This is a genomic window from Amycolatopsis melonis (genome assembly GCF_040064235.1).
GTDB lineage: Bacteria > Actinomycetota > Actinomycetes > Mycobacteriales > Pseudonocardiaceae > Amycolatopsis > Amycolatopsis melonis.
In genome coordinates, this window is record NZ_JBDZYD010000005.1 from 530,912 (window position 1) to 550,726 (window position 19,815).

General features: G+C 72.7%; 20 protein-coding genes. 12 read left to right on the plus strand and 8 right to left on the minus strand.

The features are described from left to right. The first annotated feature begins 229 nt into the window (after positions 1-229). From ABJI51_RS16505 to ABJI51_RS16525, 5 genes are read left to right on the plus strand one after another with little or no spacing between them, the layout of a single operon-like run. Positions 230-1,069 (plus strand): ABC transporter ATP-binding protein, encoded by an 840-nt coding sequence (locus tag ABJI51_RS16505; protein WP_348951708.1) that lies wholly within the window; start codon positions 230-232, stop codon positions 1,067-1,069. Next, on the plus strand, positions 1,066-1,875 hold the full coding sequence (locus ABJI51_RS16510) for an ABC transporter permease (protein ID WP_348951709.1): 810 nt from the start codon (positions 1,066-1,068) through the stop codon (positions 1,873-1,875). Before ABJI51_RS16505 ends, ABJI51_RS16510 begins: the two co-directional genes overlap by 4 nt. Further along, entirely contained in the window at positions 1,872-3,029 is a 1,158-nt protein-coding gene (locus tag ABJI51_RS16515) for a sensor histidine kinase (protein WP_348951711.1), read from the plus strand. Before ABJI51_RS16510 ends, ABJI51_RS16515 begins: the two co-directional genes overlap by 4 nt. After that, the gene (locus ABJI51_RS16520) at positions 3,026-3,652 is read left to right on the plus strand and encodes a response regulator (RefSeq protein ID WP_348951713.1); all 627 of its coding nucleotides are present in this window, start codon (positions 3,026-3,028) and stop codon (positions 3,650-3,652) included. Before ABJI51_RS16515 ends, ABJI51_RS16520 begins: the two co-directional genes overlap by 4 nt. Before the next feature lie 46 nt (positions 3,653-3,698). Next, positions 3,699-5,039 (plus strand): serine hydrolase domain-containing protein, encoded by a 1,341-nt coding sequence (locus ABJI51_RS16525; RefSeq protein WP_348951715.1) that lies wholly within the window; start codon positions 3,699-3,701, stop codon positions 5,037-5,039. A gap of 45 nt (positions 5,040-5,084) precedes the next feature. Here the strand turns inward: ABJI51_RS16525 and ABJI51_RS16530 are convergent, their stop codons facing one another. Both ABJI51_RS16530 and ABJI51_RS16535 read right to left on the minus strand, forming a co-directional pair. After that, positions 5,085-5,402, minus strand: coding sequence for a hypothetical protein (locus ABJI51_RS16530; protein ID WP_348951717.1), 318 nt, complete (start codon positions 5,400-5,402; stop codon positions 5,085-5,087). A gap of 11 nt (positions 5,403-5,413) precedes the next feature. Then, positions 5,414-6,091 carry a hypothetical protein gene (locus ABJI51_RS16535; RefSeq protein ID WP_348951718.1) on the minus strand — a complete coding sequence of 226 codons (678 nt, stop codon included), beginning with the start codon at positions 6,089-6,091 and terminating at the stop codon, positions 5,414-5,416. Between the two features lie 68 nt (positions 6,092-6,159). Between ABJI51_RS16535 and serC the strand changes: the two genes are divergently transcribed. After that, entirely contained in the window at positions 6,160-7,284 is a 1,125-nt protein-coding gene (gene serC / locus ABJI51_RS16540) for a phosphoserine transaminase (RefSeq protein ID WP_348951719.1), read from the plus strand. Here serC and ABJI51_RS16545 read toward each other — a convergent pair. The 5 genes from ABJI51_RS16545 to ABJI51_RS16565 all read right to left on the minus strand — a co-directional run bounded on the left by ABJI51_RS16545 (position 7,277) and on the right by ABJI51_RS16565 (position 12,176). Next, entirely contained in the window at positions 7,277-8,464 is a 1,188-nt protein-coding gene (locus ABJI51_RS16545) for a glycosyltransferase 87 family protein (RefSeq protein WP_348951721.1), read from the minus strand. The two genes, serC and ABJI51_RS16545, sit on opposite strands and share 8 nt — an antisense overlap. A 181-nt stretch (positions 8,465-8,645) precedes the next feature. Next, positions 8,646-9,860, minus strand: a complete 1,215-nt coding sequence (locus tag ABJI51_RS16550) for an ABC transporter permease (protein WP_348951722.1) — start codon at positions 9,858-9,860, stop codon at positions 8,646-8,648. Further along, a complete protein-coding gene (locus ABJI51_RS16555) occupies positions 9,857-10,543 on the minus strand; it encodes an ABC transporter ATP-binding protein (protein ID WP_348951724.1) in 687 nt (228 codons plus the stop codon). The genes ABJI51_RS16550 and ABJI51_RS16555 overlap by 4 nt, the downstream gene beginning before the upstream one ends. Further along, positions 10,540-11,634 carry a peptidoglycan-binding protein gene (locus ABJI51_RS16560; protein WP_348951726.1) on the minus strand — a complete coding sequence of 365 codons (1,095 nt, stop codon included), beginning with the start codon at positions 11,632-11,634 and terminating at the stop codon, positions 10,540-10,542. The genes ABJI51_RS16555 and ABJI51_RS16560 overlap by 4 nt, the downstream gene beginning before the upstream one ends. After that, on the minus strand, positions 11,631-12,176 hold the full coding sequence (locus ABJI51_RS16565; protein ID WP_348951728.1) for a hypothetical protein: 546 nt from the start codon (positions 12,174-12,176) through the stop codon (positions 11,631-11,633). The genes ABJI51_RS16560 and ABJI51_RS16565 overlap by 4 nt, the downstream gene beginning before the upstream one ends. Positions 12,177-12,289: 113 nt before the next feature. Between ABJI51_RS16565 and ABJI51_RS16570 the strand changes: the two genes are divergently transcribed. From ABJI51_RS16570 to sepH, 3 genes are all read left to right on the plus strand, one after another. Beyond that, positions 12,290-12,952 carry a response regulator transcription factor gene (locus ABJI51_RS16570; RefSeq protein ID WP_348951729.1) on the plus strand — a complete coding sequence of 221 codons (663 nt, stop codon included), beginning with the start codon at positions 12,290-12,292 and terminating at the stop codon, positions 12,950-12,952. Next, positions 12,949-14,097, plus strand: a complete 1,149-nt coding sequence (locus tag ABJI51_RS16575; RefSeq protein WP_348951731.1) for a sensor histidine kinase — start codon at positions 12,949-12,951, stop codon at positions 14,095-14,097. The genes ABJI51_RS16570 and ABJI51_RS16575 overlap by 4 nt, the downstream gene beginning before the upstream one ends. Before the next feature lie 205 nt (positions 14,098-14,302). Continuing rightward, the gene (gene sepH, locus ABJI51_RS16580) at positions 14,303-15,145 is read left to right on the plus strand and encodes a septation protein SepH (RefSeq protein ID WP_348951903.1); all 843 of its coding nucleotides are present in this window, start codon (positions 14,303-14,305) and stop codon (positions 15,143-15,145) included. A gap of 206 nt (positions 15,146-15,351) precedes the next feature. Here the strand turns inward: sepH and ABJI51_RS16585 are convergent, their stop codons facing one another. Further along, the gene (locus ABJI51_RS16585) at positions 15,352-16,689 is read right to left on the minus strand and encodes a helix-turn-helix domain-containing protein (protein ID WP_348951733.1); all 1,338 of its coding nucleotides are present in this window, start codon (positions 16,687-16,689) and stop codon (positions 15,352-15,354) included. Between the two features lie 190 nt (positions 16,690-16,879). Here ABJI51_RS16585 and ABJI51_RS16590 point away from each other — a divergent pair, with 190 nt between their 5' ends. From ABJI51_RS16590 to ABJI51_RS16600, 3 genes are read left to right on the plus strand one after another with little or no spacing between them, the layout of a single operon-like run. Continuing rightward, a complete protein-coding gene (locus ABJI51_RS16590; protein ID WP_348951735.1) occupies positions 16,880-18,280 on the plus strand; it encodes an NAD(P)/FAD-dependent oxidoreductase in 1,401 nt (466 codons plus the stop codon). Continuing rightward, positions 18,277-19,179: a phosphopantetheine-binding protein gene (locus ABJI51_RS16595; protein WP_348951737.1), complete on the plus strand. Its 903-nt coding sequence runs from the start codon at positions 18,277-18,279 to the stop codon at positions 19,177-19,179. The genes ABJI51_RS16590 and ABJI51_RS16595 overlap by 4 nt, the downstream gene beginning before the upstream one ends. 27 nt (positions 19,180-19,206) lie before the next feature. Continuing rightward, positions 19,207-19,719: an NUDIX domain-containing protein gene (locus tag ABJI51_RS16600; RefSeq protein WP_348951739.1), complete on the plus strand. Its 513-nt coding sequence runs from the start codon at positions 19,207-19,209 to the stop codon at positions 19,717-19,719. Positions 19,720-19,815 lie beyond the last annotated feature (96 nt).

The following is a 19,815-nucleotide window of genomic DNA, read 5'->3' on the forward strand; positions in this document are numbered from 1 at the left end:
GACATTCTGTCATGTTAGACAACTTGTCAACAGCACTGTCACCCGCGCGGCGGTTCCCTGGTGGGAGAAGTTCGGATTTTTGCTTGTGTGACAGCGTTTTCGTGGTTCCACGGGAAACCAAGGCACAGTCCGGCCCCGGCGCCCCGACCCCGTGTCCATCGAACGGTGGACAGCCGGATTCAGCCGCGCGTTGGTCCGGTTTGCCGCGCGGGAGCGGCACGCTTGAGCCATGACCACAGCAGTGAGCGTGCGCGGGTTGCGCAAGCAGTACCCCGGTCACCTCGCGGTGGCCGGGCTCGACCTGGACATCGCGCGGGGCGAGGTGTTCTCCCTGCTCGGCCCGAACGGCGCCGGGAAGACGACGACCGTCGAGATCCTCGAAGGCCACCGGCAGCGGACCGCGGGCGAGGTCACCGTGCTCGGCGAGGACCCCGGGCGGGCCGGGCGCGCGTGGCGGTCGCAGATCGGCATCGTGCTGCAGACGGCGAACGACGCCGCCGAGCTGACCGTCGCCGAGACCGTGCGGCACTTCGCGAAGTACTACCCCGACCCGCGCGATCCCGACGAGGTGATCGAGAAGGTCGGGCTCACCGAGAAGGCCAGGGCGCGGGTCAAGTCGCTCTCCGGCGGGCAGCGGCGCCGCGTCGACGTCGCGCTCGGCATCGTCGGGCGGCCCGAGCTGCTCTTCCTCGACGAGCCGACCACCGGTTTCGACCCCGAGGCGCGGCGGCAGTTCTGGACGCTGATCGGCGACCTCGCCGCCGAGGGCACCACCATCCTGCTGACCACCCACTACCTCGACGAGGCCGAGGCGCTCGCCGACCGCGTCGCGGTGATCGCGCGCGGCGAGGTCGTCGCGACCGGCACGCCGCAGAACCTCGGTGGCCGCGCCGCCGCCGAGGCGACCGTGCGCTGGTTCGACGAACGCGGCGAGCACGTCGAGCGCACCGCGTATCCGGCCAAGCTCGTCACCGAACTGGCGGCGGGCGGCCGCGAACCGGCCGGGCTGACCGTCACCAGGCCGAGCCTGGAGGACATCTACCTGGAGCTGATCGGAGAAAAGGCATGACCACGCTCGCTCTTCCCGGGCCGCTGACGCTCGGACTCGCCCGAGGCGGCACCGAGCTGCGGCAGTTCTTCCGGCACAAGGAGCAGGTGGTCTTCACCTTCTCCCTGCCCGCGGTGCTGATGATCCTGCTCGGGTCCATTCTGGACGGTCCGACCGCGCTCGACGGCGTCACCTCCGGCCAGCTGCTCGCCGCCGGGATGATCGGCTCCGGCATCGTGTCGACGTCGTTCAACAGCATCGCGACCGGCGTCTCGGGCGACCGCGAAACCGGGGCGCTCAAACGCCTCCGCGGCACGCCGATGCCGCCCGCTTCCTACTTCATCGGCAAGATGGTGCTGGTCGCGGTGTCCAGCCTCGCCCAGACCGTGCTGATGGCCGCGGTCGCCGTGCTGCTGTTCGGATTGCGGCTGCCGTCCGATCCGGCGAAGTGGCTGACGCTGCTGTGGGTGTTCACGCTCGGCATCGTCTCCTGCACGCTGCTCGGGATCGCGATCAGCTCACTGGCGAAGTCCGTCAACGGCGCGGTCGCCATCGTGCAGATGCTGTACCTGGTGCTGCAGTTCATCTCGGGGGTGTTCGTCTCGCCGATCACGAACCTGCCGAAAGTTATGGTGGACATCGCGTCGTTCTTCCCGCTGAAGTGGATCTGCCAGGGTTTCCGGTCGGTGTTCCTGCCGGACGGCGCGGTGAGGATGGAGATGGCAGGGGCATGGGAACTTCCGCGGGTGGCGCTGGTGCTGGGGATCTGGTGCGTGGCCGGGGCGGTGCTGGCCCGGCTGACCTTCCGGTGGGCCGACACCCGGTGAGCGACGCCTGGGACCGGTTCAACTGGCTCTGGGAGATCCTCTTCGCGGTGGCGTACCTGGCCACGACCGTGCTGGTGCTGCTGGACGAACCGGATCCGGTGCGGGCGGCCGTCTCGGCCGGGGCGCTCACCGCGCTCGTGCTGACCTACCTGCTGTGGGGCCGCCGGGTGGTGCGCGACGACGGGCACCTGCGGCAGCGGTGGACGCTGGCGCTGCTCGTCCTCGCGCTCGTCGCGACGGCGATGTTCGCCAACAACACCGCCGGCTTCATCCTGTTCATGGCGTGCCCGCTGCTGTTCTCCACCCTCGCCTTCCGCCCGGCCTCGGTGCTCGCCACGATCGCCATCCTGCTGAGCCCCGCGGCATCGGCCGTCAACGACGGCCTGCGGGGTCCCGCACTGCACATCCTGCTGCCGATGACCGCGATCCTCGTGGTGTTCGGGATCCTGTCCGGGAAGTTCATCACCCACGTCATCGAGGAGAGCCGGGCGCGGGCGGACCTCATCGCGCAGCTGGAGGAGAGCCAGGCCGAGGTCGCCCGGCTCTCCCGCGAGGCGGGCACCGCGGCCGAGCGCGAACGGCTCGCGCGGGAAATCCACGACACCCTCGCGCAGGGGTTCACCAGCATCGTCACCCTCGCCCAGGCCATCGAGTCCGAACTGGACACCGACCCGGCCGCGGCCCGGCGGCACGTCGAGCTGGCCGCCCGCACGGCCCGCGAAAACCTCGCGGAGGCCAGGACGATGGTCGCCGCGCTGGCACCCGCGGACCTCGCCGCCGGGTCGCTCGTCGACGCCGTCCGGCGCCAGGCCGGGCGGCTGGCCGACGAGACCGGCATCACGGTGCGGTACGAAGTGGACGGTCCGCTGCCCGCGCTCGGCACAGCGAGCGAAGTCGTCCTGCTGCGGGGCGCGCAGGAGGCACTGAACAACGTCCGCCGGCATGCCGGTGCGTCGTCGGTGTCCGTTCGGCTGTCCGTTGTGGACTGTTCGGTGCGGCTGTCCGTCCGGGACGACGGAACCGGCTTCGACCCGGACACCGCCACCGGATTCGGCTTGCGCGGCATGCGGTCCCGCGCCGAGCAGGTCGGTGGCACACTGAGTGTCCGAAGTGGCCCCAGCGGCACCGAACTCACCCTGGAGGTGCCGTCTTGATCCGCGTCATGCTCGTCGACGACCACCCCGTCGTCCGCGAAGGACTCCGCGGCATGCTCGAAGCCGAGGACGACCTGACGGTCGTCGGCGAAGCGGGTTCGGGCGACGAAGCCGTCGCGCTCGACCGTGTCGCCGAACCCGACGTCGTCCTGATGGACCTGCGGATGCCTGGCCTCGACGGCGTGGGCGCGACCAGGCGGATCCTGCGCGAGCGGCCCGGCCGCCGGATCGTCGTGCTCACGACGTACGAGACGGACGCGGACATCCTGCGCGCGGTCGAGGCGGGCGCGTCCGGCTACCTGCTGAAGGACGCCTCCCGCACGGAACTGGCGAACGCAATCCGCGCGGCCGCGCGCGGCGAGACAGTGCTGGCGCCGTCGGTGGCCGGGAAGCTGGTCAAGCGCGTCCGCAGCCCGGAGCCGCAGCCACCGCCGCTGTCCGCGCGCGAGGTCGAGGTGCTGCGGCTGGTGGCCAAGGGCGGCACGAACGCCGACATCGGCCGCGCCCTGCACATCAGCGAGGCGACGGTGAAGACCCACCTGCTCCGGGTGTTCGGCAAGCTCGGCGTCTCCGACCGCACGGCGGCGGTCACCACGGCGATGGCCCGCCGTCTCCTGGACTGAAGCCCCAGGACCTGCCCGTACGGCGGCCGCGCGGCAGAATGCCTGCATGCTTGAGTCGACCGAACACGCCCTGCTCCGCCGGATCGCCCACGAGCAGGCCGTCTGCCGGGCACCGTCACTCGTCGCCGCCGTCGTGCGGGACGGGGAGATCGTCTGGTCCGGCGGGCGCGGTCGGGTCGGCGGGGCCCGGCCGGGGACCGACACCCAGTACCGGCTGGGTTCGATCACCAAGACCCTCGTCGCCACCGCCGTCATGCGGCTGCGCGACGAAGGCCTGCTCGACCTCAACGACCCGCTCGAAAAGCACGTCCCCGGCACGTCGTTCGGCGCGGCCACCGTCGCCCAGCTGCTGTCCCACACCTCCGGCCTGACGTCCGAGTCGCCCGGCCTGTGGTGGGAGCGCACGCCGGGTGCGGACTGGGACGCGCTGGTGGGCAGCCTCGCCGAGGGCGCGACCAAGCACCGGCCGGGCGCGCGGTTCCACTACTCGAACGTCGGCTACGGCGTGCTCGGCGAGCTGCTCGCCCGCCACCGCGGCAAGGACTGGCTGTCCGTGCTCGACGAGGAGATCCTCGGCCCGCTCGGGATGACCCGCACCACCCCGCACCCGGTCGGCGCGCACGCCGAAGGCTTCGCCGTGCACCCCTTCGCCGACGTCCTGCTGCCGGAACCGCACCCGGACGCGGGCGCGATGGCCCCGGCCGGGCAGCTGTGGTCCACGGCCAAGGACCTCGGCCGCTGGACGGCGTTCCTCGGCGGCCACACCGGCGGCGTGCTGGCCCCGGAGACCCTCGAGCAGATGCGGACCATGGTCACCGTCGACGACACCGACGTCTGGACGACCGGGTTCGGCCTCGGCCTGATGCTCGTCCGCCACCAGGGCCGCCGGCTGGCCGGGCACACCGGCTCGATGCCGGGCTTCCTGGCGGTCACGCTGACCGACCCGGCCGCGCAGACCGGCGCGCTGGTGCTCACGAACTCGACGTCGGGGGTCGGCATCACCCAGCTGTGCATCGACCTCATCACGACGACCGACGAGCTCGAGCCCCGGCTGCCCGCCGAGTGGGAACCGACGCCGGTCGACCCGCGGCTGCTGGCCCTGACCGGGCTCTGGCACTGGGGCCCGACGCCGTACCACCTGCGCGTCCAGGCCGACGGGCTGCTCCTGCTGGCCCCGGTCGAGGGCGCGGGCCGCGGCTCGCGGTTCCGTGCGACGGGCCCGGACACCTACCTCGGCCTCGACGGCTACTACGCGGGCGAGACGCTCCAGGTGGGCCGCAACGCCGAGGGCGTCGCGACGCACCTGGACCTGGCGACGTTCATCTTCACGCGCACCCCGTACGACCCGGCCGCCCCGGTGCCGGGCGGCGTCGAAGACTGGCAGTGATCCCGCGGGCCCCGCTCACACCCCCAGGGTGGTGAGCGGGGCCCCTCAGGTCAGTGCGGCCGTCCCGGCCGCGTAGGCGACCGCCGCGGAGAACCGCCTGGCGATGCGCTTGCCCTCGCCCCAGTCCCAGACCCCCAGCTTGAGCACTGTCTTGACGGTGAGCGTCGAGCCGGGCGCCGACGAGGACACCCAGACGTTGACGTGCTGCCCCCAGCTCAGGACCGTCATGCCGGTGCGGCAGGTCGCGAAGCCGCCCTGGGCGTCGTAGGCCGGGTGCTTCCCGCCGATCGCCGCCACGCCGGCGGGGAGCGCGTTCCAGAGCGCCTCCGGCGGCACCGGGAAGCTCTGCTGCAGAGTCGTCACGAGCCGGGACGCTACCGGCGCCCGGCAGCGGCGGGAACCGTGTTTTTACCCCCACCGCGATGGACCCCGACTACGCCGACGGCGTAACCGTCGCCGTCCGGAAGGCCCACCACCAGGTACTCCGACGGCCAGCCCGCCAGCCAGAGCCGCCGGTGGTCCCGCAGCTCGGCCGCGACGTCGGCGGGAGCCTCGGGCAGGTGGAACTTGATCCGCACGTCACCGGGCAGCACCGCCCAGCCGTTGACCGGCTCACCCGCACGTACGTCGAACGCCGCCGCCGTGACCGGTGTCCAGTGGCCGCTCGCCAGGCAGCGGGCGATCCCGACGACGTCGGAGCGCCACGCGGCGAGCCCCAGGACCAGCAGCAGCCCCGGGACCGGCAGCACCCACGGCAGCCAGCCACCCACGAAAACGATGGCCGCAACTTCGGCGGCCACGACGAACGCGGCGACCGTCCAGAGCGTCGCGGTCCGGACGCGGAGCAGCCACCTCATCGACGAGCGTCGCGTGGGGTCGCGGCGCGATTCGCCGGTCGCCCACCGCGGCAGCCGCGGGGCGAAGACCAGCACCAGGGTCGCGGCGAACCCGACGGGCAGCCCGATGGCCGTGGTGTCCGTCCAGCCCTCGATCGCGAGGTGCGCCACGGCCACCACGGCGAACCAGGCGATAAAGGACCAGCGAGGCGTCATCGATTCCACATGTCGGACACCAGCGCACCTGTGTTACCAGCCCGATCCCGACCTGAGAGACTGGCCACATGACCGACGCTGAGTTGACCATTCCCGCCGACCTCAAGCCGGCCGACGGCCGCTTCGGCTGTGGCCCGTCGAAGGTCCGTGCCGAGCAGCTGAGTGCACTGGCGGAGTCCGGCTCCACCTACCTCGGCACCTCGCACCGGCAGAAGCCGGTCAAGTCCCTCGTCGGGCGCGTCCGCGCCGGGCTGACCGAGCTGTTCTCCCTGCCCGAGGGCTACGAGGTGATCCTCGGCAACGGCGGCACCACGGCGTTCTGGGACGCGGCCGCCTTCGGCCTGGTCCGCGAGCGCGCGCAGCACTTCACCTACGGCGAGTTCTCCTCGAAGTTCGCCACCGTGACCAAGGGCGCGCCGTTCCTGGCCGACCCGATCGTCGTCAAGGCCGAGCCGGGCAGCGCGCCGGACATCGCCTACGAAGCCGGTGCCGACCTGGTCGGCTGGGCGCACAACGAGACGTCCACCGGCGTCGCCGTGCCGGTCCGCCGTCCCGAGGGCAGCGAGGGCGCGCTGGTCGCCATCGACGCCACCTCCGGCGCCGGCGGCCTGCCGGTCAAGGCCGAGGACTTCGACGTCTACTACTTCGCGCCGCAGAAGTCGTTCGCCGCGGACGGCGGGCTGTGGATCGCGCTGGCCTCCCCGGCCGCGGTCGAGCGGATCGGCGAGATCGGCGGCGGCGACCGCTGGATCCCCGAGTTCCTGTCGCTGACCACCGCGCTGGACAACTCCCGCAAGGACCAGACGTACAACACCCCGGCCGTGGCCACGCTGTTCCTGCTCGCCGAGCAGATCGAGTGGATGAACGGCCAGGGCGGCCTGGCCTGGACGACCTCTCGCACGAAGGACTCGTCGTCGCGGCTGTACGAATGGGCCGAGAAGACCAGCTACACGACGCCGTTCGTCAAGGACCCGGACCTGCGCTCGCAGGTCGTCGGCACGATCGACTTCACCGACGACGTCGACGCCGCCGCGGTCGCGAAGGTGCTGCGCGCCAACGGGATCGTCGACACCGAGCCGTACCGCAAGCTGGGCCGCAACCAGCTGCGCGTCGGCCTGTTCCCGGCCATCGACCCGGACGACGTCACCAAGCTGACGCAGTCCATCGAGTACGTGGTCGAGCGCCTCAGCTGACCCGGGGAGCTTCGGAGGGGACCTTTTCCGCCACGGCGGGGAAGGTCCCCTTCTCCGTGTTCAGGCGGCGAGCGCCGAAGGCCGCGAGGACCAGCAGGACCAGGCCGAAGAGGAGATAGGACTCGGTCGCCAGCCACCAGCCGAGGGAGGGCGCCGGGCGCGGGGCGAACCACATCGGGCCCACGATGAACAGCGTCAGGCCGGCGACCACGACGGCGGCGGACGCCCACCGGACCGCCCCGCCGAAGCGCCACGCGTACCACCCGGCGAGGACCAGGACCGGCACGCACCACGTCCAGTGGTGGGTCCACGAAATCGGCGACACCAGCAGCCCGCCGAGCGCGCAGGCGGTGAGCCCGAGCACCGGCTCGGCGGCGCGCACGATGATCACCACGACCACGGCCATCACCGCGAGGGCGGCCAGCACCCACACGAACTCGGGCAGGCCGGCCCGCGCGGTCAGGCCGTGCAGCGACTGGTTGCCGACGTAGTCGACGCCGCCGATGCGTCCCGCGTCGAAGACCAGCTTCGTCCAGTACGTGAACGACGCCGACGGCCGGATCAGCCACAGCAGCGCCCCGGCCAGCACGAACCCGCCGACGACCCGCGCGGCCGCCCGGAAGTCGCGGCGGACCAGGAAGTACACGACGAAGACGGCCGGGGTCAGCTTGATCGCCGCGGCGATCCCGATGAGCAGGCCCTTCGTCCGGCGGCGTTCGCCGGGGAGCAGGACGTCGAGCACCACCATGACCATGAGCAGCGCGTTGATCTGGCCGAACCCCAGCGTCGAGCGCACCGGCTCCAGCAGGGCCCCGGCGAGCTGCGCGCCGATCGCGACCAGCGCGGCGACCGCCCGGCCGCGGACCTTCGAGGCGTCGGTGAGCGAGCCGTTGAGCGTCGCGACGTAGAGGTAGGCGACGACGCCGGTCGCGACGATCGAGGCGATGCTGAGCAGCTTCATCGTCACCGCGAACGGCAGCAGCGTGCCGGGCAGGAACACCGCCGCGGCGAACGGCGTGTAGGTGAACGGCAGCTGGATCTGGTGCGTGGTCGGCACCCAGGCGTCGTACGGCGAGCCCTGCTCGGCCAGCGCCCTGGCGCCGCCGAGGTAGACCTCCAGGTCGAGGCCGTCGAACCGCTTCAGCACCAGGACCAGCACCACGGCGGCGACCTCGAGCACCGCGAGGGACCACGCCAGTCTCCGCCCCGACCATCCCGCGACCGACACGCGTCCCCCCAAAACCCAGGCCTTCGACCGGCCGAGATTACCGGGCACGCCGCCGGGCGCCGACCTGGGCCGAGGTCTTGAATGACTCATTCAGGGCTTGGGAGGTCCTGAATGAGTCATTCAAGACACCACGTCAGGCGAGGGCCTGGGTGGGTGGGAGCCGGGCCGCCCGGATCGCCGGGTAGGCCCCCGCGACCGCCCCGACCAGTGCCGCGACGCCCACTCCGCCGGCCAGCGCCCCCGTCGGCAGCACCGCCGGCCAGCCCTGGCTCAGCGCGTACCCGGCCGTCACCAGCACCCCGGCCAGCACGCCCGCGAGCCCGCCGAGCCCCGACAGCAGCACCGACTCCGCCAGGAACTGGCCGCGGACCTGGCGTTTCGTCGCGCCCAGCGCGCGGCGCAGGCCGATCTCGCGCCGCCGTTCCAGCACCGAGATCACCATCGTGTTCGCCACGCCGACGCCGCCGACGAGCAGGGCGACCCCGCCGAGGCCGAGGAACAGCGCGCTGTAGGTCGTGTCCGTCAGCTTCTGCGCCGCGAGCGCGTCCGACGGGCGGCGCACCTCGACCTCGTTCGGCGCCTGCGGGCTGAGCGTCGCGGCCAGCACCGACCGCACACCGTCCACTTGGGACTCCTCAGCCCGGACGTACACAGTGGACGGATGACCGTCGAAGCCCAGCAGCCGCTTCGCGACGTCCCAGCCGACCAGTGCCGAGCGTTCGATCTCCGGCGCCAGCGGCATCGGCGCCAGGATGCCCACCACCGTGAACCACTCGGTGCCGATCAGCACCTGCGGCGGCCGCGCCGGGTCGACGTGGTCGATGCCGAGCCGGGCCGCGGCCTGCGACCCCAGCACCGTCACCGGGTAGTCCTGGTTGCCTGCCGCCAGGAACGCCCCGGCCCGTATCTTGCCGCCCAGCACGCCGAGCAGGTCCGGCCGCGCCGCGTACACCGCGAGCCCGGACGTGTCGTCCACCGCGATCTTGTCGCTGCGGCGCACGCTCGCCGACGTCGTCCCGGTGCCGGCGGCCGCCTGGACCGGGCCGATCCGCTTGGCCATCGCGACGGCTTCGTCCGGCAGGGTCGCGTTGTCCCCGAACAGCGTCTTGCCCGGCCCGGCGGTGAGCAGGTTCGTGCCGAGCGCGGCCAGCCGGTCGTGCAGGGCCTGCCCGCCGGACGCCGGGATCGCCAGCACCGCCACCATCGCCGCGACGCCGATCGCGATGCCCAGCGCCGACAGCACCGCCCGCACCGGCCGCGTCCGCATGCCGTGCGCGCCGAGCGCGACGACGTCCGGCGGCTTGAGCCGGGCCGGTTCCGGCAGCCTGATCTCCGGTGGCGCGGTCATCGCGCCCCCACCAGGCCGGTGTCCAGGCGCAGGTGCCCGTCGAGCAGCTCGATCCGGCGCGGCATGCCCGCGGCGATCTCGCGGTCGTGGGTGATCACGACGATCGTGGTGCCGTCCGCCGACAGCTCGGCGAGCAGCGCCAGCACGGACGCGCCGGTGCCGGTGTCGAGGTTGCCGGTCGGCTCGTCGGCCAGCAGGATCGCCGGGTTGTTGACCACCGCCCTGGCGATCGCGACGCGCTGGCGTTCCCCGCCGGACAGCTCGCCGGGCCGGTGCCACGCCCGGTGTCCCAGCTTGACGCGGTCGAGCGCGGCCAGCGCCTGCGTACGCCGCCGCCGTCGCGGCACGCCCGCGTAGAGCAGGCCGGTGCACACGTTGTCCACCGCACTCATCCCTTCGTCGAGGAAGAACTGCTGGAACACGAACCCGATCCAGCGCGAGCGCAGCGCGGAGACCTTCCGGTCCGGCAGCGCGGCGACGTCGTGGCCGCGCAGCTCGATCCGCCCCGACGACGGCCGGTCGAGCGTGCCCATCAGGTGCAGCAGGGTGGACTTGCCGGAGCCGGACGGCCCGACGATCGCCACCATCTCGCCGTCCTCCAGCGACAGCGAGACGCCGTCGAGCGCGGCGACCCCGCCGGGATAGGTGCGCGTGACCTCGTGCACGCGCAGCACGGGCGTCACGACGTCGTCACCACCCGCATGCCCGCGGCCAGCCCGTCGCCGGTGACCTCGACCTTGCCGCCGCTGAACAGTCCGGTGTGGACGGCGATCAGGCGGCGCTTGCCGTTCTCGTCCACCTCGACCGCGTACCCGCCTTCGGCCAGCGCGAGCAGCGCGCCGACCGGGACCGCGAGCACGCCCCGGTGGACGTCCTTGGTGAAGCGGACGGTCGCCGGTGCCGAGTCCAGGCTGCCGGCCGCGGCCGGGTCGTCGAGCCGGACGGTCACGGTGATCTTGGGCTTGCCGTCGTTCTGCCCCGTGGCGTCCTTGCCCTCGACGGCACTGCGCCCGACGTCGGTGATCGTGCCCGGCGTCGTCCTGCCGTTGATCGTCACGGACGCCTTGGCGCCGGACTGGGCGAGGTCCTGCTTGGCCGCGTCCAGCTTGACCTGCACCGACCGCACGGTGCCCGTCGTCTTGACGATCTCGCCCTGCGCGGGCGAGCCGAGCTTGGCCGTCACCGCCGACACGCGCAGCTCCCCGGCCGCGAGCACGACGTCACCCTGGCCGAACGAGCCGGTCTGCTCGAGGCCGAGGGACTTCTGCCACTTCTTCAGCGCGGCCGCCGTCGCCGCCGTGAACTTCTTGTCCGGGGTGCCGAAACCGCCGAACCCGCACGCCTTGAGGTTCTCCTCCAGCTGCTTGACGTCGGCGCCGTCGTCCACGCCGGTGGCGAGGTCGCGGTAGAACGGCAGCGTGCCGTAGAACAGCGGCACCGGCTTGGCGTCCACGCCGTACACCGGCTTGCAGCGGGTGAGCGTCGCGCCGGCCTCGGGCAGCGACGTGACCGTGCCCGGACGGCGGCCCTGGACGGCCGACTCGTCGCCGTAGCCGAGGGTGCCGTCGGCTTCCTCCTCCTCGCTCAGGTCGGTCCTGGCCACCTCCGCGGTCTCGACCGGCGGCGGCGCGGCCTCCTGCACCGGCGTCGCGCTGGACACCCGCGTCAGGATCACGACCGAGCCGGTGCCCAGCACGACGACGAGGACCGCGGCGGCGACGAACCAGCGCGTCCGGCCGCGGCGGCGGGGCCGCAGGTGCGTCACGTCGGTCACTTCGCCGCCTCGGAGTGGACGGACATGCCGAGCCCGCACGCCTTCGCGGCCTCTTCGAACTTCTTCGGGTCGCTGCCCGGCCCGCCGATCCGCATGCCGCCCGTGCCGGACGGGTCGGGGTCCGGCATGTCGACCCCGTGCTCGCGCATGCACTTGGCTTCCTTGCGCATCCGGTCGAGGTCCTCGGCACTCGGCTGCTTCATCTCCCCGCCGTTGGGCAGCAGCTGCTTGCACGCCTTGTTCGCAGCGTCGATCTTCGTGCGGTCGGCGCCGTTCTCTCCGGGGCCGACGGCGATCATGCCGCCCTTGCCGTCGCCGGCGGGCTTCGGATCGGGCATGTCGACCCCGTGCTCGCGCATGCACTTGGCGAACTCGCGCATCTTGTCCTCGTCGCTCTTGCCGCTGTTGTCGGCCGCGGTGGGGCCGCCCGTCTTGGGCGGCGTCGAGATCGAGGCGACCTTCGACCCGTCGTCGGCCTTGGCGCCGCAGCCCGCGAGCAGCAGGGCCGCCCCGAGCGCCGCGACGGCGATCCGTTTCCGCATCGGCTCGCTCCTTTCGTATCGGCTGGGTGACAGGTCTACGGATCGGGGGATTCCGGCGCGCTAAGCGAAGTCGCTTATGCGGTCCTTATGGCCTGCCTGCGCAGACTGGGCGGGTGCGGGTGCTGGTGGTGGAGGACGAGCGGTTGCTGGCCGACTCGGTCGCGGAGGGGCTGCGGCGGTTTTCGATGGCCGTCGACGTCTGCTACGACGGCGAGCAGGCACTGGAACGCGTGGGCGTGCACGGCTACGACGTCGTGGTCCTCGACCGCGACCTGCCGAAGGTGCACGGCGACGACGTCTGCGCCGCCGTCGTGCGGGCGGGCGGCGAGGCGCGGGTGCTGATGCTGACCGCGGCCGCCGACGTCACCGACCGGGTGGCGGGGCTGGGCCTCGGCGCCGACGACTACCTGACCAAGCCGTTCGCGTTCGCCGAGCTGGTCGCGCGCGTGCAGGCGCTGTCGCGGCGCGCGCGGCCGGCGTTGCCGCCGGTGCTGGAGCGCGACGGCGTCGTGCTCGACCTGCCGCGGCACCAGGCCGCCCGCGACGGCCGGTTCCTGCTGCTGTCCCCGAAGGAGTTCGCCGTGCTGGAAGTGCTCATGCGGGCGGAGGGCGCGGTGGTCAGCGCCGAGGACCTGCTGGAGAAGGCGTGGGACGAGCACGCGGACCCGTTCACCAACGCGGTACGCGTCGCGGTGATGACGTTGCGGCGCAAGCTGGGTGACCCGCCGGTGATCGAGACGGTGCCGGGCGCGGGCTACCGGTTCGGCACGCGGTGAACGGCCTGTCCGTCCGGACGAAGCTCACCGCCTGGTACGGCGGGCTGTTCCTGCTCGCCGGGCTGGTCCTCGTGGTGATCAACTACCTGCTGGTGCAGAGCGCCCTGCCGGACCCGGACCGGGCGGCGACGATGGCGATCCGCTCGGCCGACGCGGTGTACGGCATCCAGGGCAACACGATCATCGGCTCGCCGGGCGCCACGGCGCAGCTGCTCACCGGCTCGCTGGACGAGTACCGCTCCTCGACGCTGTCGACGCTGGTCGTCGGCTCGGCGATCGCGCTGGTCGCGACGGCCGGGCTGGCGGTGCTGTTCGGCTGGCTGATGGCGGGCCGGGCGCTGCGGCCGCTGCACGACATCACCTCGGCCGCCCGCCGGCTGGAGGCGGGCAAGCTCGACCGGCGGATCAACCTCGACGGCCCGCCCGACGAGCTGAAGGAGCTGGCGGACACGTTCGACGGCATGCTCGACCGGCTGGCGGAGTCGTTCGACAGCCAGAAACGGTTCGTCGCGAACGCGTCCCACGAGCTGCGGACGCCGCTGGCGGTGCAGCGGACACTGATCGAGGTGGCACTGGCCGGCCCGGAAGTGCCGCCGGAGATGCGGAAACTCGGCACGCACCTGCTGCACACCAACGAGCGCAGCGAGCGGATGATCGAGGGCCTGCTGGTGCTGGCCCGCAGCGACCGTGGCCTGCAGTCCCGCGTCCCGGTCCGCCTGGACGAAGTGGTGGCGACGGTGGTCCGGGCGACGTCCGCGCAGGCGGCGTCGGCGGGGGTGAAGGTCGAGACCCGGCTGCGGCCGCGCACGGTCCCGGGCGACCCGGTGCTGCTGGAGCGGCTGGTGACGAACCTGGTGGTCAACGCGATCACGTACAACGCTTCGGGCGGCTGGGTGTACGTCGAGGTGCGCGGCGACCCGGCGCTGGAGGTGCGCAACTCGGGGCCCGTGGTGCCGCCGGAAGCGGTGCCGACACTGTTCGAGCCGTTCCGCCGGGTGGGGTCGGAGCGGACCGGGGACTCGCGGAACGCGGGACTGGGGTTGTCGATCGTGCGGTCGGTCGCGCAGGCTCACGGCGGTTATGCCGAGGCCCAGCCCGGGCGGCGCGGGGGGCTCGTGGTGACGGTCCGGTTCCCGCCTGCGTGAGCGGTCGCCGTGATCCACTCGATCGTGACGTTGCGTATCCGGCGTGTCACCCCATTGCCGCCGACCTGGCTGGTTGATGATGTCCGGGTCGCGAAATGAACAGAGGACAGTTCGGTGCGGACTCGGCGCGCCTCGCACGTCAAGCCGACGCGCCGTTCTAACGTGGGCACCCACAACGGTGAAGAAGATCGGGGAGGCGAGAACAATGCGGGCGCTGCGGGTGGTCGGACTGCACGAGGACGGGAAGTCCATCGTGCTCGAAGACCCGGCGAGCCGTACTCGCTTCCTGCTCCCGGCTGATGAGCGTCTGCGCGCGGCGGCGCGGGGTGACATCACCCGCCTCGGCCAGATCGAAATCGAGTTGGAGAGCCAGATGCGGCCACGCGAGATCCAGGCGCGAATCCGTGCCGGCGAGTCCGTCGAGCAGGTCGCGAGCAGCGCCGGCGTCTCGGTGCAGCGCGTCGAGCGCTTCGCCTACCCCGTGCTGCTGGAGCGTTCCCGCACCGCGGAACTCGCGCAGGCCGCGCACCCCGTCCGCGAGGACGGCCCCGACGTGCAGACGCTCGGCGAAGTCGTCGCGCACAGCTTCGGCGTCCGCGGGCACGACTACTCGCAGGCGACCTGGGACTCCTGGAAGGGCGACGACGGCCGCTGGGTCGTCGTGCTCCAGTGGAAGGCGGGCCGCTCGGACAACCGCGCGCACTGGGCGTTCTCGCCGGGCGCGCACGGCGGCACGGTGACGGCGCTGGACGAGAACGCCGAAGTCCTCCTCGACCCGAACGCCTACCGCGCGCCCCGCACGGTCCGCGCCCTCGAACCGAGGCGCGAAACGGAGTTCCAGCCGACGCTGGACTCGGTGGCCCCGGAACTGCCGGAGCTGCCGTCGGCGGAGCCGGACCCGGACGACGACACCCGCGAGATCCCCCGCGTCCCGGCCGGCCCGGACGAGGACACGACCGACCCGGCACGGCCCAAGGTCAAGAAGAACCACCCGATCGTGCCGTCCTGGGAGGACGTCCTCCTCGGGGTCCGCTCCCAGCGCGGCTGAGCCTCAGGGCACCTGGGCCGCGAGGGCCTTCGGCACAGTCGCGCGGTTCCCCACCGCACTCGGCAAAGCGCCCGCGTCGGCCAGGTGAGCGTGCTGCCGCCGGTCCGCGGTCGTGGGGGGGGGGTGGGGGGGGGGGGCGAATTTAACCCCCCCCCCCCCCCGCGCCGCACCCCCCCCCCCCCCCCCCCCCCCCCCGGCGTGGCTCGTTACGCGACGTGTGCCCTGGCGGCGAGCTGGTCGATGCCGGGCAGGCTGGTTCCGCGGTTCTCGCGGAGGGAGCGGATGAGACTCCGTGCGGTGGCGCGGGTGTGGACTTCGCCCGGGGCGCGCAGTTCGGCTTCCCGCAGCGCGTTGTAGGCGGGGCCGGGGCGGTCGAGGGCGTGGTGCGCGAGGGCGAGATCGACAAGGTACCGCCCCTGCCGCTCGGTGCTGGTACCGGTGAAGGGGCCTGCCGAGCGGGCGTAGTGGAGCGCAGCGGCGGGGTCGCCCAGGACGTACAGCGCGGACACCTGGTGACTGGTGATGTTGGCGGTGAGCGGCCCGTGCAGCGCGTGGTGGTCGGCGAGGCGGTCTGCGGTTCGGCTGGCGTCGGCAAGGAGGTCGAGGGCCAGGTCCCGGTCTCCGGCGCGGGCGGCGCCGTAGCCAGCGGTGCACATCAGCACGCTGTGCAACGCGAGATGGTGCGGGTGGGCGCGGCGGCCGGTGTCGAGGTGATCGACGGCGGCCAGGACGAGTTTCTGGGCGGTGTCGTGCTGTTTTCCGCGTCGGCAGACCGAGGCCTTGATCCGCTCGGCTTCGGCCAAGAGCAGCGGGTCTCCGGCGCGGGCGGCGGCACGGGAAGCCCGGTCTGCGCTGATCCACTCCAGGCCGCTGGCGGGCAGCTTGATCAGGGCCCGGGTGATCAGCGTGTAGACCTGGGCGGCGACGTCGTGACCGCCACCGGCAACGGCCTGCGTCGCTTCGGTGGTCCGGGCCAGCCGCGGCAGATCCCTGGCGAGCGAGAGGTAGTCGGCCCGGTCGAACGCAGCCCGTGCCGCCGACAGGTGGCGGCGCAGCGCGGCCACGGTGCTCGGGCCGGTCGCCGCGGCAGGTCCGAGGAGAACCGGCTCGAGGTTGCGCGCCAGCAGCGCGGCGGGGTCCGGTTCGGCGCCGGCGGCGCTGCCCGCGGCCACGCCGGAGCCAAGCAGGCCGGTGGCCACCAGGAATGTGCGGCGCCGCATGTCGTTCTCCTCGGCTGGACTGCTGCACACCCTAGGAGAAGTCGGCGGAAACTGCTGGGAGGCAGGCCGGTCCTGCAGGCCGAACGCGGCGGCGGGAAGCCCGAGCAGGCCGGCCAGGCGCCGCAGCTCGCTGGCGTCGCGCAGGACGCGTTGCCTGCCTTCGATCCGGCTCACCATGCTCGGATGGCATCCGAACCGGCGCGCCAGCGCGGTTTGGGTGAGATCAGCGCGGATACGGGCGAGCCGCACGATCGAGGCATGGTCGCCCGCATCGATCGCGCTGGTCAGCGCGGCCTGGTCGGCAGTGCTCCATCGGTGCGGCATTGGACGCCTCGATTCCCAGGGGCAACGCACTCAGCGTAGCCATTCGACGACTCGCGAGGCAGGGTTGTGCCAAGTTGGCACAACCCTGCCGATCCGGCACAACCCCCTGCCGCACCCTGCCGCTCACCGGTTTCCTCGACCTCACGACTCGGGGCACCGGTCCCGCGTCCCGACCGACGGGAGCGAGCAGGTGGACAGGACACGAACCGCGGACGTGGCAGTGATCGGCGCAGGCATCGTCGGCCTGGCGTGCGCGCTGGAACTGGCGGAGACCGGAATCCCGGTGGCCCTGGTCGGGCCACGGACCGGCGCGCACGCGGGGCAGGCCACCCGCGCGGCCGGGGCCATGCTGACCGTGTTCTCCGAGGTCGAGGCCGCGCATCCGCCGCAGCGGGTAGCCGTCGAAGTGGCCGAGCGGGTCGCCGCCCGCGCGGGCTTTGAAGCATGGCTCGACCAGCTCGGTGCCCTGGCCGGCCGCCCCGCGCCGGAACTGACCCCCGGCGTGTGGGTGACCGCCAGCGTTCCGGCCGACCGCGCCGAGCTGGCGGCCATCGCCGCGGCCGCCGCCGACGCCCAGATGCCCGGCCAGCTGCATGCGCCCGGCGACGTCCCCGGGCTGCAGTCGGAGGCGGTGTTTGAAGCCTTGTGGCTACCCGGGGAGGCCGGGATCGACGCCGCGGCGCTCACCGCCGCGGCCGCGGCCGCCGTCGCCGCGCATCCCCGGATCACCTGGGTTGACGGTGATGCAGCCCGCATCGTCGACGCCGGACCAGCGCGGCAGGTCGACCTCGTCGACGGCGAGCCGATCGTCGCCGACCACGTGGTGCTCGCCACCGGCGTGCACACCCCGGCGCTCGTGCGCCGCTCCCCCACGTTGGAGTTGGATGCTCCTCCCGTGCTCGCCGGACGTGGCGTCAGCATGGTGCTGGAGAACGTCCCGGAACCGGTGGCCGCACCGATCCGCACCCCCAACCGCGGCTTCGCCTGCGGGGCGCACCTGGTCGCCCGTGCCGACGGACAGACCTACCTCGGCGCGACGAACCGGCTGAGCACCCGGCCCGAGCCGGCCCGGCGGCCCAGCGTCGACGAGATCGCCACCCTCCTGCACGACGGCGTCCGTGAACTCCACACCGGACTCCGGCACGCCCAGGTGGCCGACGTCCGGGTCGGGTACCGGCCCTACACCATCGACCACCTGCCGCTCGTCGGCCGGACCGCCGACCCCACGGTGCTGCTGGCCACCGCCACGTACCGGTGCGGGATCCTCCTCGCACCCCGGGTGGCCACGCTCGTCCGCACCGAACTCGACCACCCCGGAACCCTGGCCGAACACCCGTACTCGCCGCGCCGGACGATCCCCGCGCCCGACCTGGCCCAGCTCATCGGAGGGCACGGCAACGCGCTGGCCGAGCTGGTGTGCCAGCCCGGCGGCCACCTGCCCGGCGGCGCCGCCAGACCGCTGAGCGCGGCGCTGTGCGCCGCAATCCGCCACGTCGCCACCGACCCCGCCGTACAACGGCTAGCAGCCAGCGCACCCGTCGAGGAAGTCCTGCCACTGCTGCTGGACGTCGCCGGACGGAGCACACGATGACGCTGCCCGCCCGGCTGACCCAGACCATCACCGCCCTGCGCCCGACCCCAGGCCAGGCCGACACCCTGACCCCGCAAACCGAACTCGACGCCCTCGGATTCGACTCGCTGGACCGCATTCGGCTCGCGGCCGCGATCGAGGCCGCCTACGGCATCACCATCCCCGACACCGCGATGGCCGACGTCCACCAGGTCGGCGACCTCCTGGCCCTCATCGAGCACGGCGCAGCTGCGACCCCGACGACGCTGATCCCCATCACCCAGGTGCCCGTGCCGCGGCCGGCGCCGGAACAGCTGCCCGCCGCGTTCATCCACCCGAGCGCCGAACTCGGAACCGGCGCCCGGGTCGGCGACGGCAGCCGCATCTGGCGCCGCGTCCAGCTCGCCGACGGCGTCCAGGTCGGCAACCAATGCACGCTCGGCACCGCCGTCCACCTCGGCCCCGGCACCCGGGTCGGCGACCGCGTCAAAATCCAGAACACCGCGCAGGTCTTCGGCGCCACCATCCACGACGAAGTCCTGCTCTGCCCCGGCGTCCTCATCATCGAGGACCGCACGCCCCGCGCCGTCACCCCGGCAGGGCTGCCCCAGACCACCGCCGACTGGACGCCGCAACCCGTGACCGTCGGCCGCGGCGCCACCATCGGCGCCGCCGCCGTGCTGCTGCCCGGCGTCCACATCGGCGAACACGCCATGGTCGCCGCGCACACCGTCGTCGACCACGACGTCCCGCCCCACGCACTCGTCGCAGGCAACCCCCACCAGCATGTCGGATGGGTCTGCCGCTGCGGCACCCGGCTGAACGGCACCACCTGCGGCCGCTGCGGGAACCGCTACCGGCACGAGCGACGCCCACCGGCCACGGCCACAACCCGTGACCAGGACATACGCGTAACGTAATCTCCGGGGCGGGATAGCCTCCTCTGCGTGACGACGCCCACCGCGACACAGCTGCAGTTCTTCGAGCAGTACCCGATGGCTATCCCGTCCGCCGGGGTGCTGTTCTTCGACACCCCCGCCCACGAACGCGTCCTCGTCGTGAAACCGACCGGCCGCACCAAGTGGGACATCCCCGGCGGCGTGACCGAAGCCCGGCACGGCGAGTCTCCAAGACAGACCGCCAGGCGCGAGGTCGCCGAAGAACTCGGCCTCGACATCACCGTCGGCCGGCTCCTCGGCACCGACTCGGTGCCCGAAGGCGACGACCACGCCCCCATGCTGGCCTTCCTGTACTACGGCGGCGTCCTCACTCCCGAGCAGATGGCAGCCATCCGCTACGTCGACGGCGAGATCGGAGAGCAGCGGTTCGTCGAACCGGAGCAACTCGCCGAGATGATGGTGGATCGGCTCGCCCGCCGCGTCGCTGCCTGCGCCCACCACGTCCGCAGCGGCGCCCCAGAACCGCTCGAACTCGAGCACGGATTCCTCCCAGCTGCCTGATCCAGCCTGCATCACCCCGTCCCTGACCGGGCCGACGGCCGCGAGGCTCGGGTAGAGGGCGCCGTCGCCGGTGTTCCGAGGCTGCAGCCGGAGACG

Bases quoted from the DNA above. Each gene is read 5' to 3' on its own strand.
- ABJI51_RS16535 (WP_348951718.1), bottom strand. From the start codon at position 6,091: ATGACGCCTCGCTGGTCCTTTATCGCCTGGTTCGCCGTGGTGGCCGTG.
- ABJI51_RS16595 (WP_348951737.1), top strand. From the start codon at position 18,277: ATGACGCTGCCCGCCCGGCTGACCCAGACCATCACCGCCCTGCGCCCG.
- ABJI51_RS16510 (WP_348951709.1), top strand. From the start codon at position 1,066: ATGACCACGCTCGCTCTTCCCGGGCCGCTGACGCTCGGACTCGCCCGA.
- serC (WP_348951719.1), top strand. From the start codon at position 6,160: ATGACCGACGCTGAGTTGACCATTCCCGCCGACCTCAAGCCGGCCGAC.
- ABJI51_RS16565 (WP_348951728.1), bottom strand. From the start codon at position 12,176: ATGCGGAAACGGATCGCCGTCGCGGCGCTCGGGGCGGCCCTGCTGCTC.
- ABJI51_RS16525 (WP_348951715.1), top strand. From the start codon at position 3,699: ATGCTTGAGTCGACCGAACACGCCCTGCTCCGCCGGATCGCCCACGAG.
- ABJI51_RS16585 (WP_348951733.1), bottom strand. From the start codon at position 16,689: ATGCCGCACCGATGGAGCACTGCCGACCAGGCCGCGCTGACCAGCGCG.
- ABJI51_RS16505 (WP_348951708.1), top strand. From the start codon at position 230: ATGACCACAGCAGTGAGCGTGCGCGGGTTGCGCAAGCAGTACCCCGGT.
- ABJI51_RS16550 (WP_348951722.1), bottom strand. From the start codon at position 9,860: ATGACCGCGCCACCGGAGATCAGGCTGCCGGAACCGGCCCGGCTCAAG.
- sepH (WP_348951903.1), top strand. From the start codon at position 14,303: ATGCGGGCGCTGCGGGTGGTCGGACTGCACGAGGACGGGAAGTCCATC.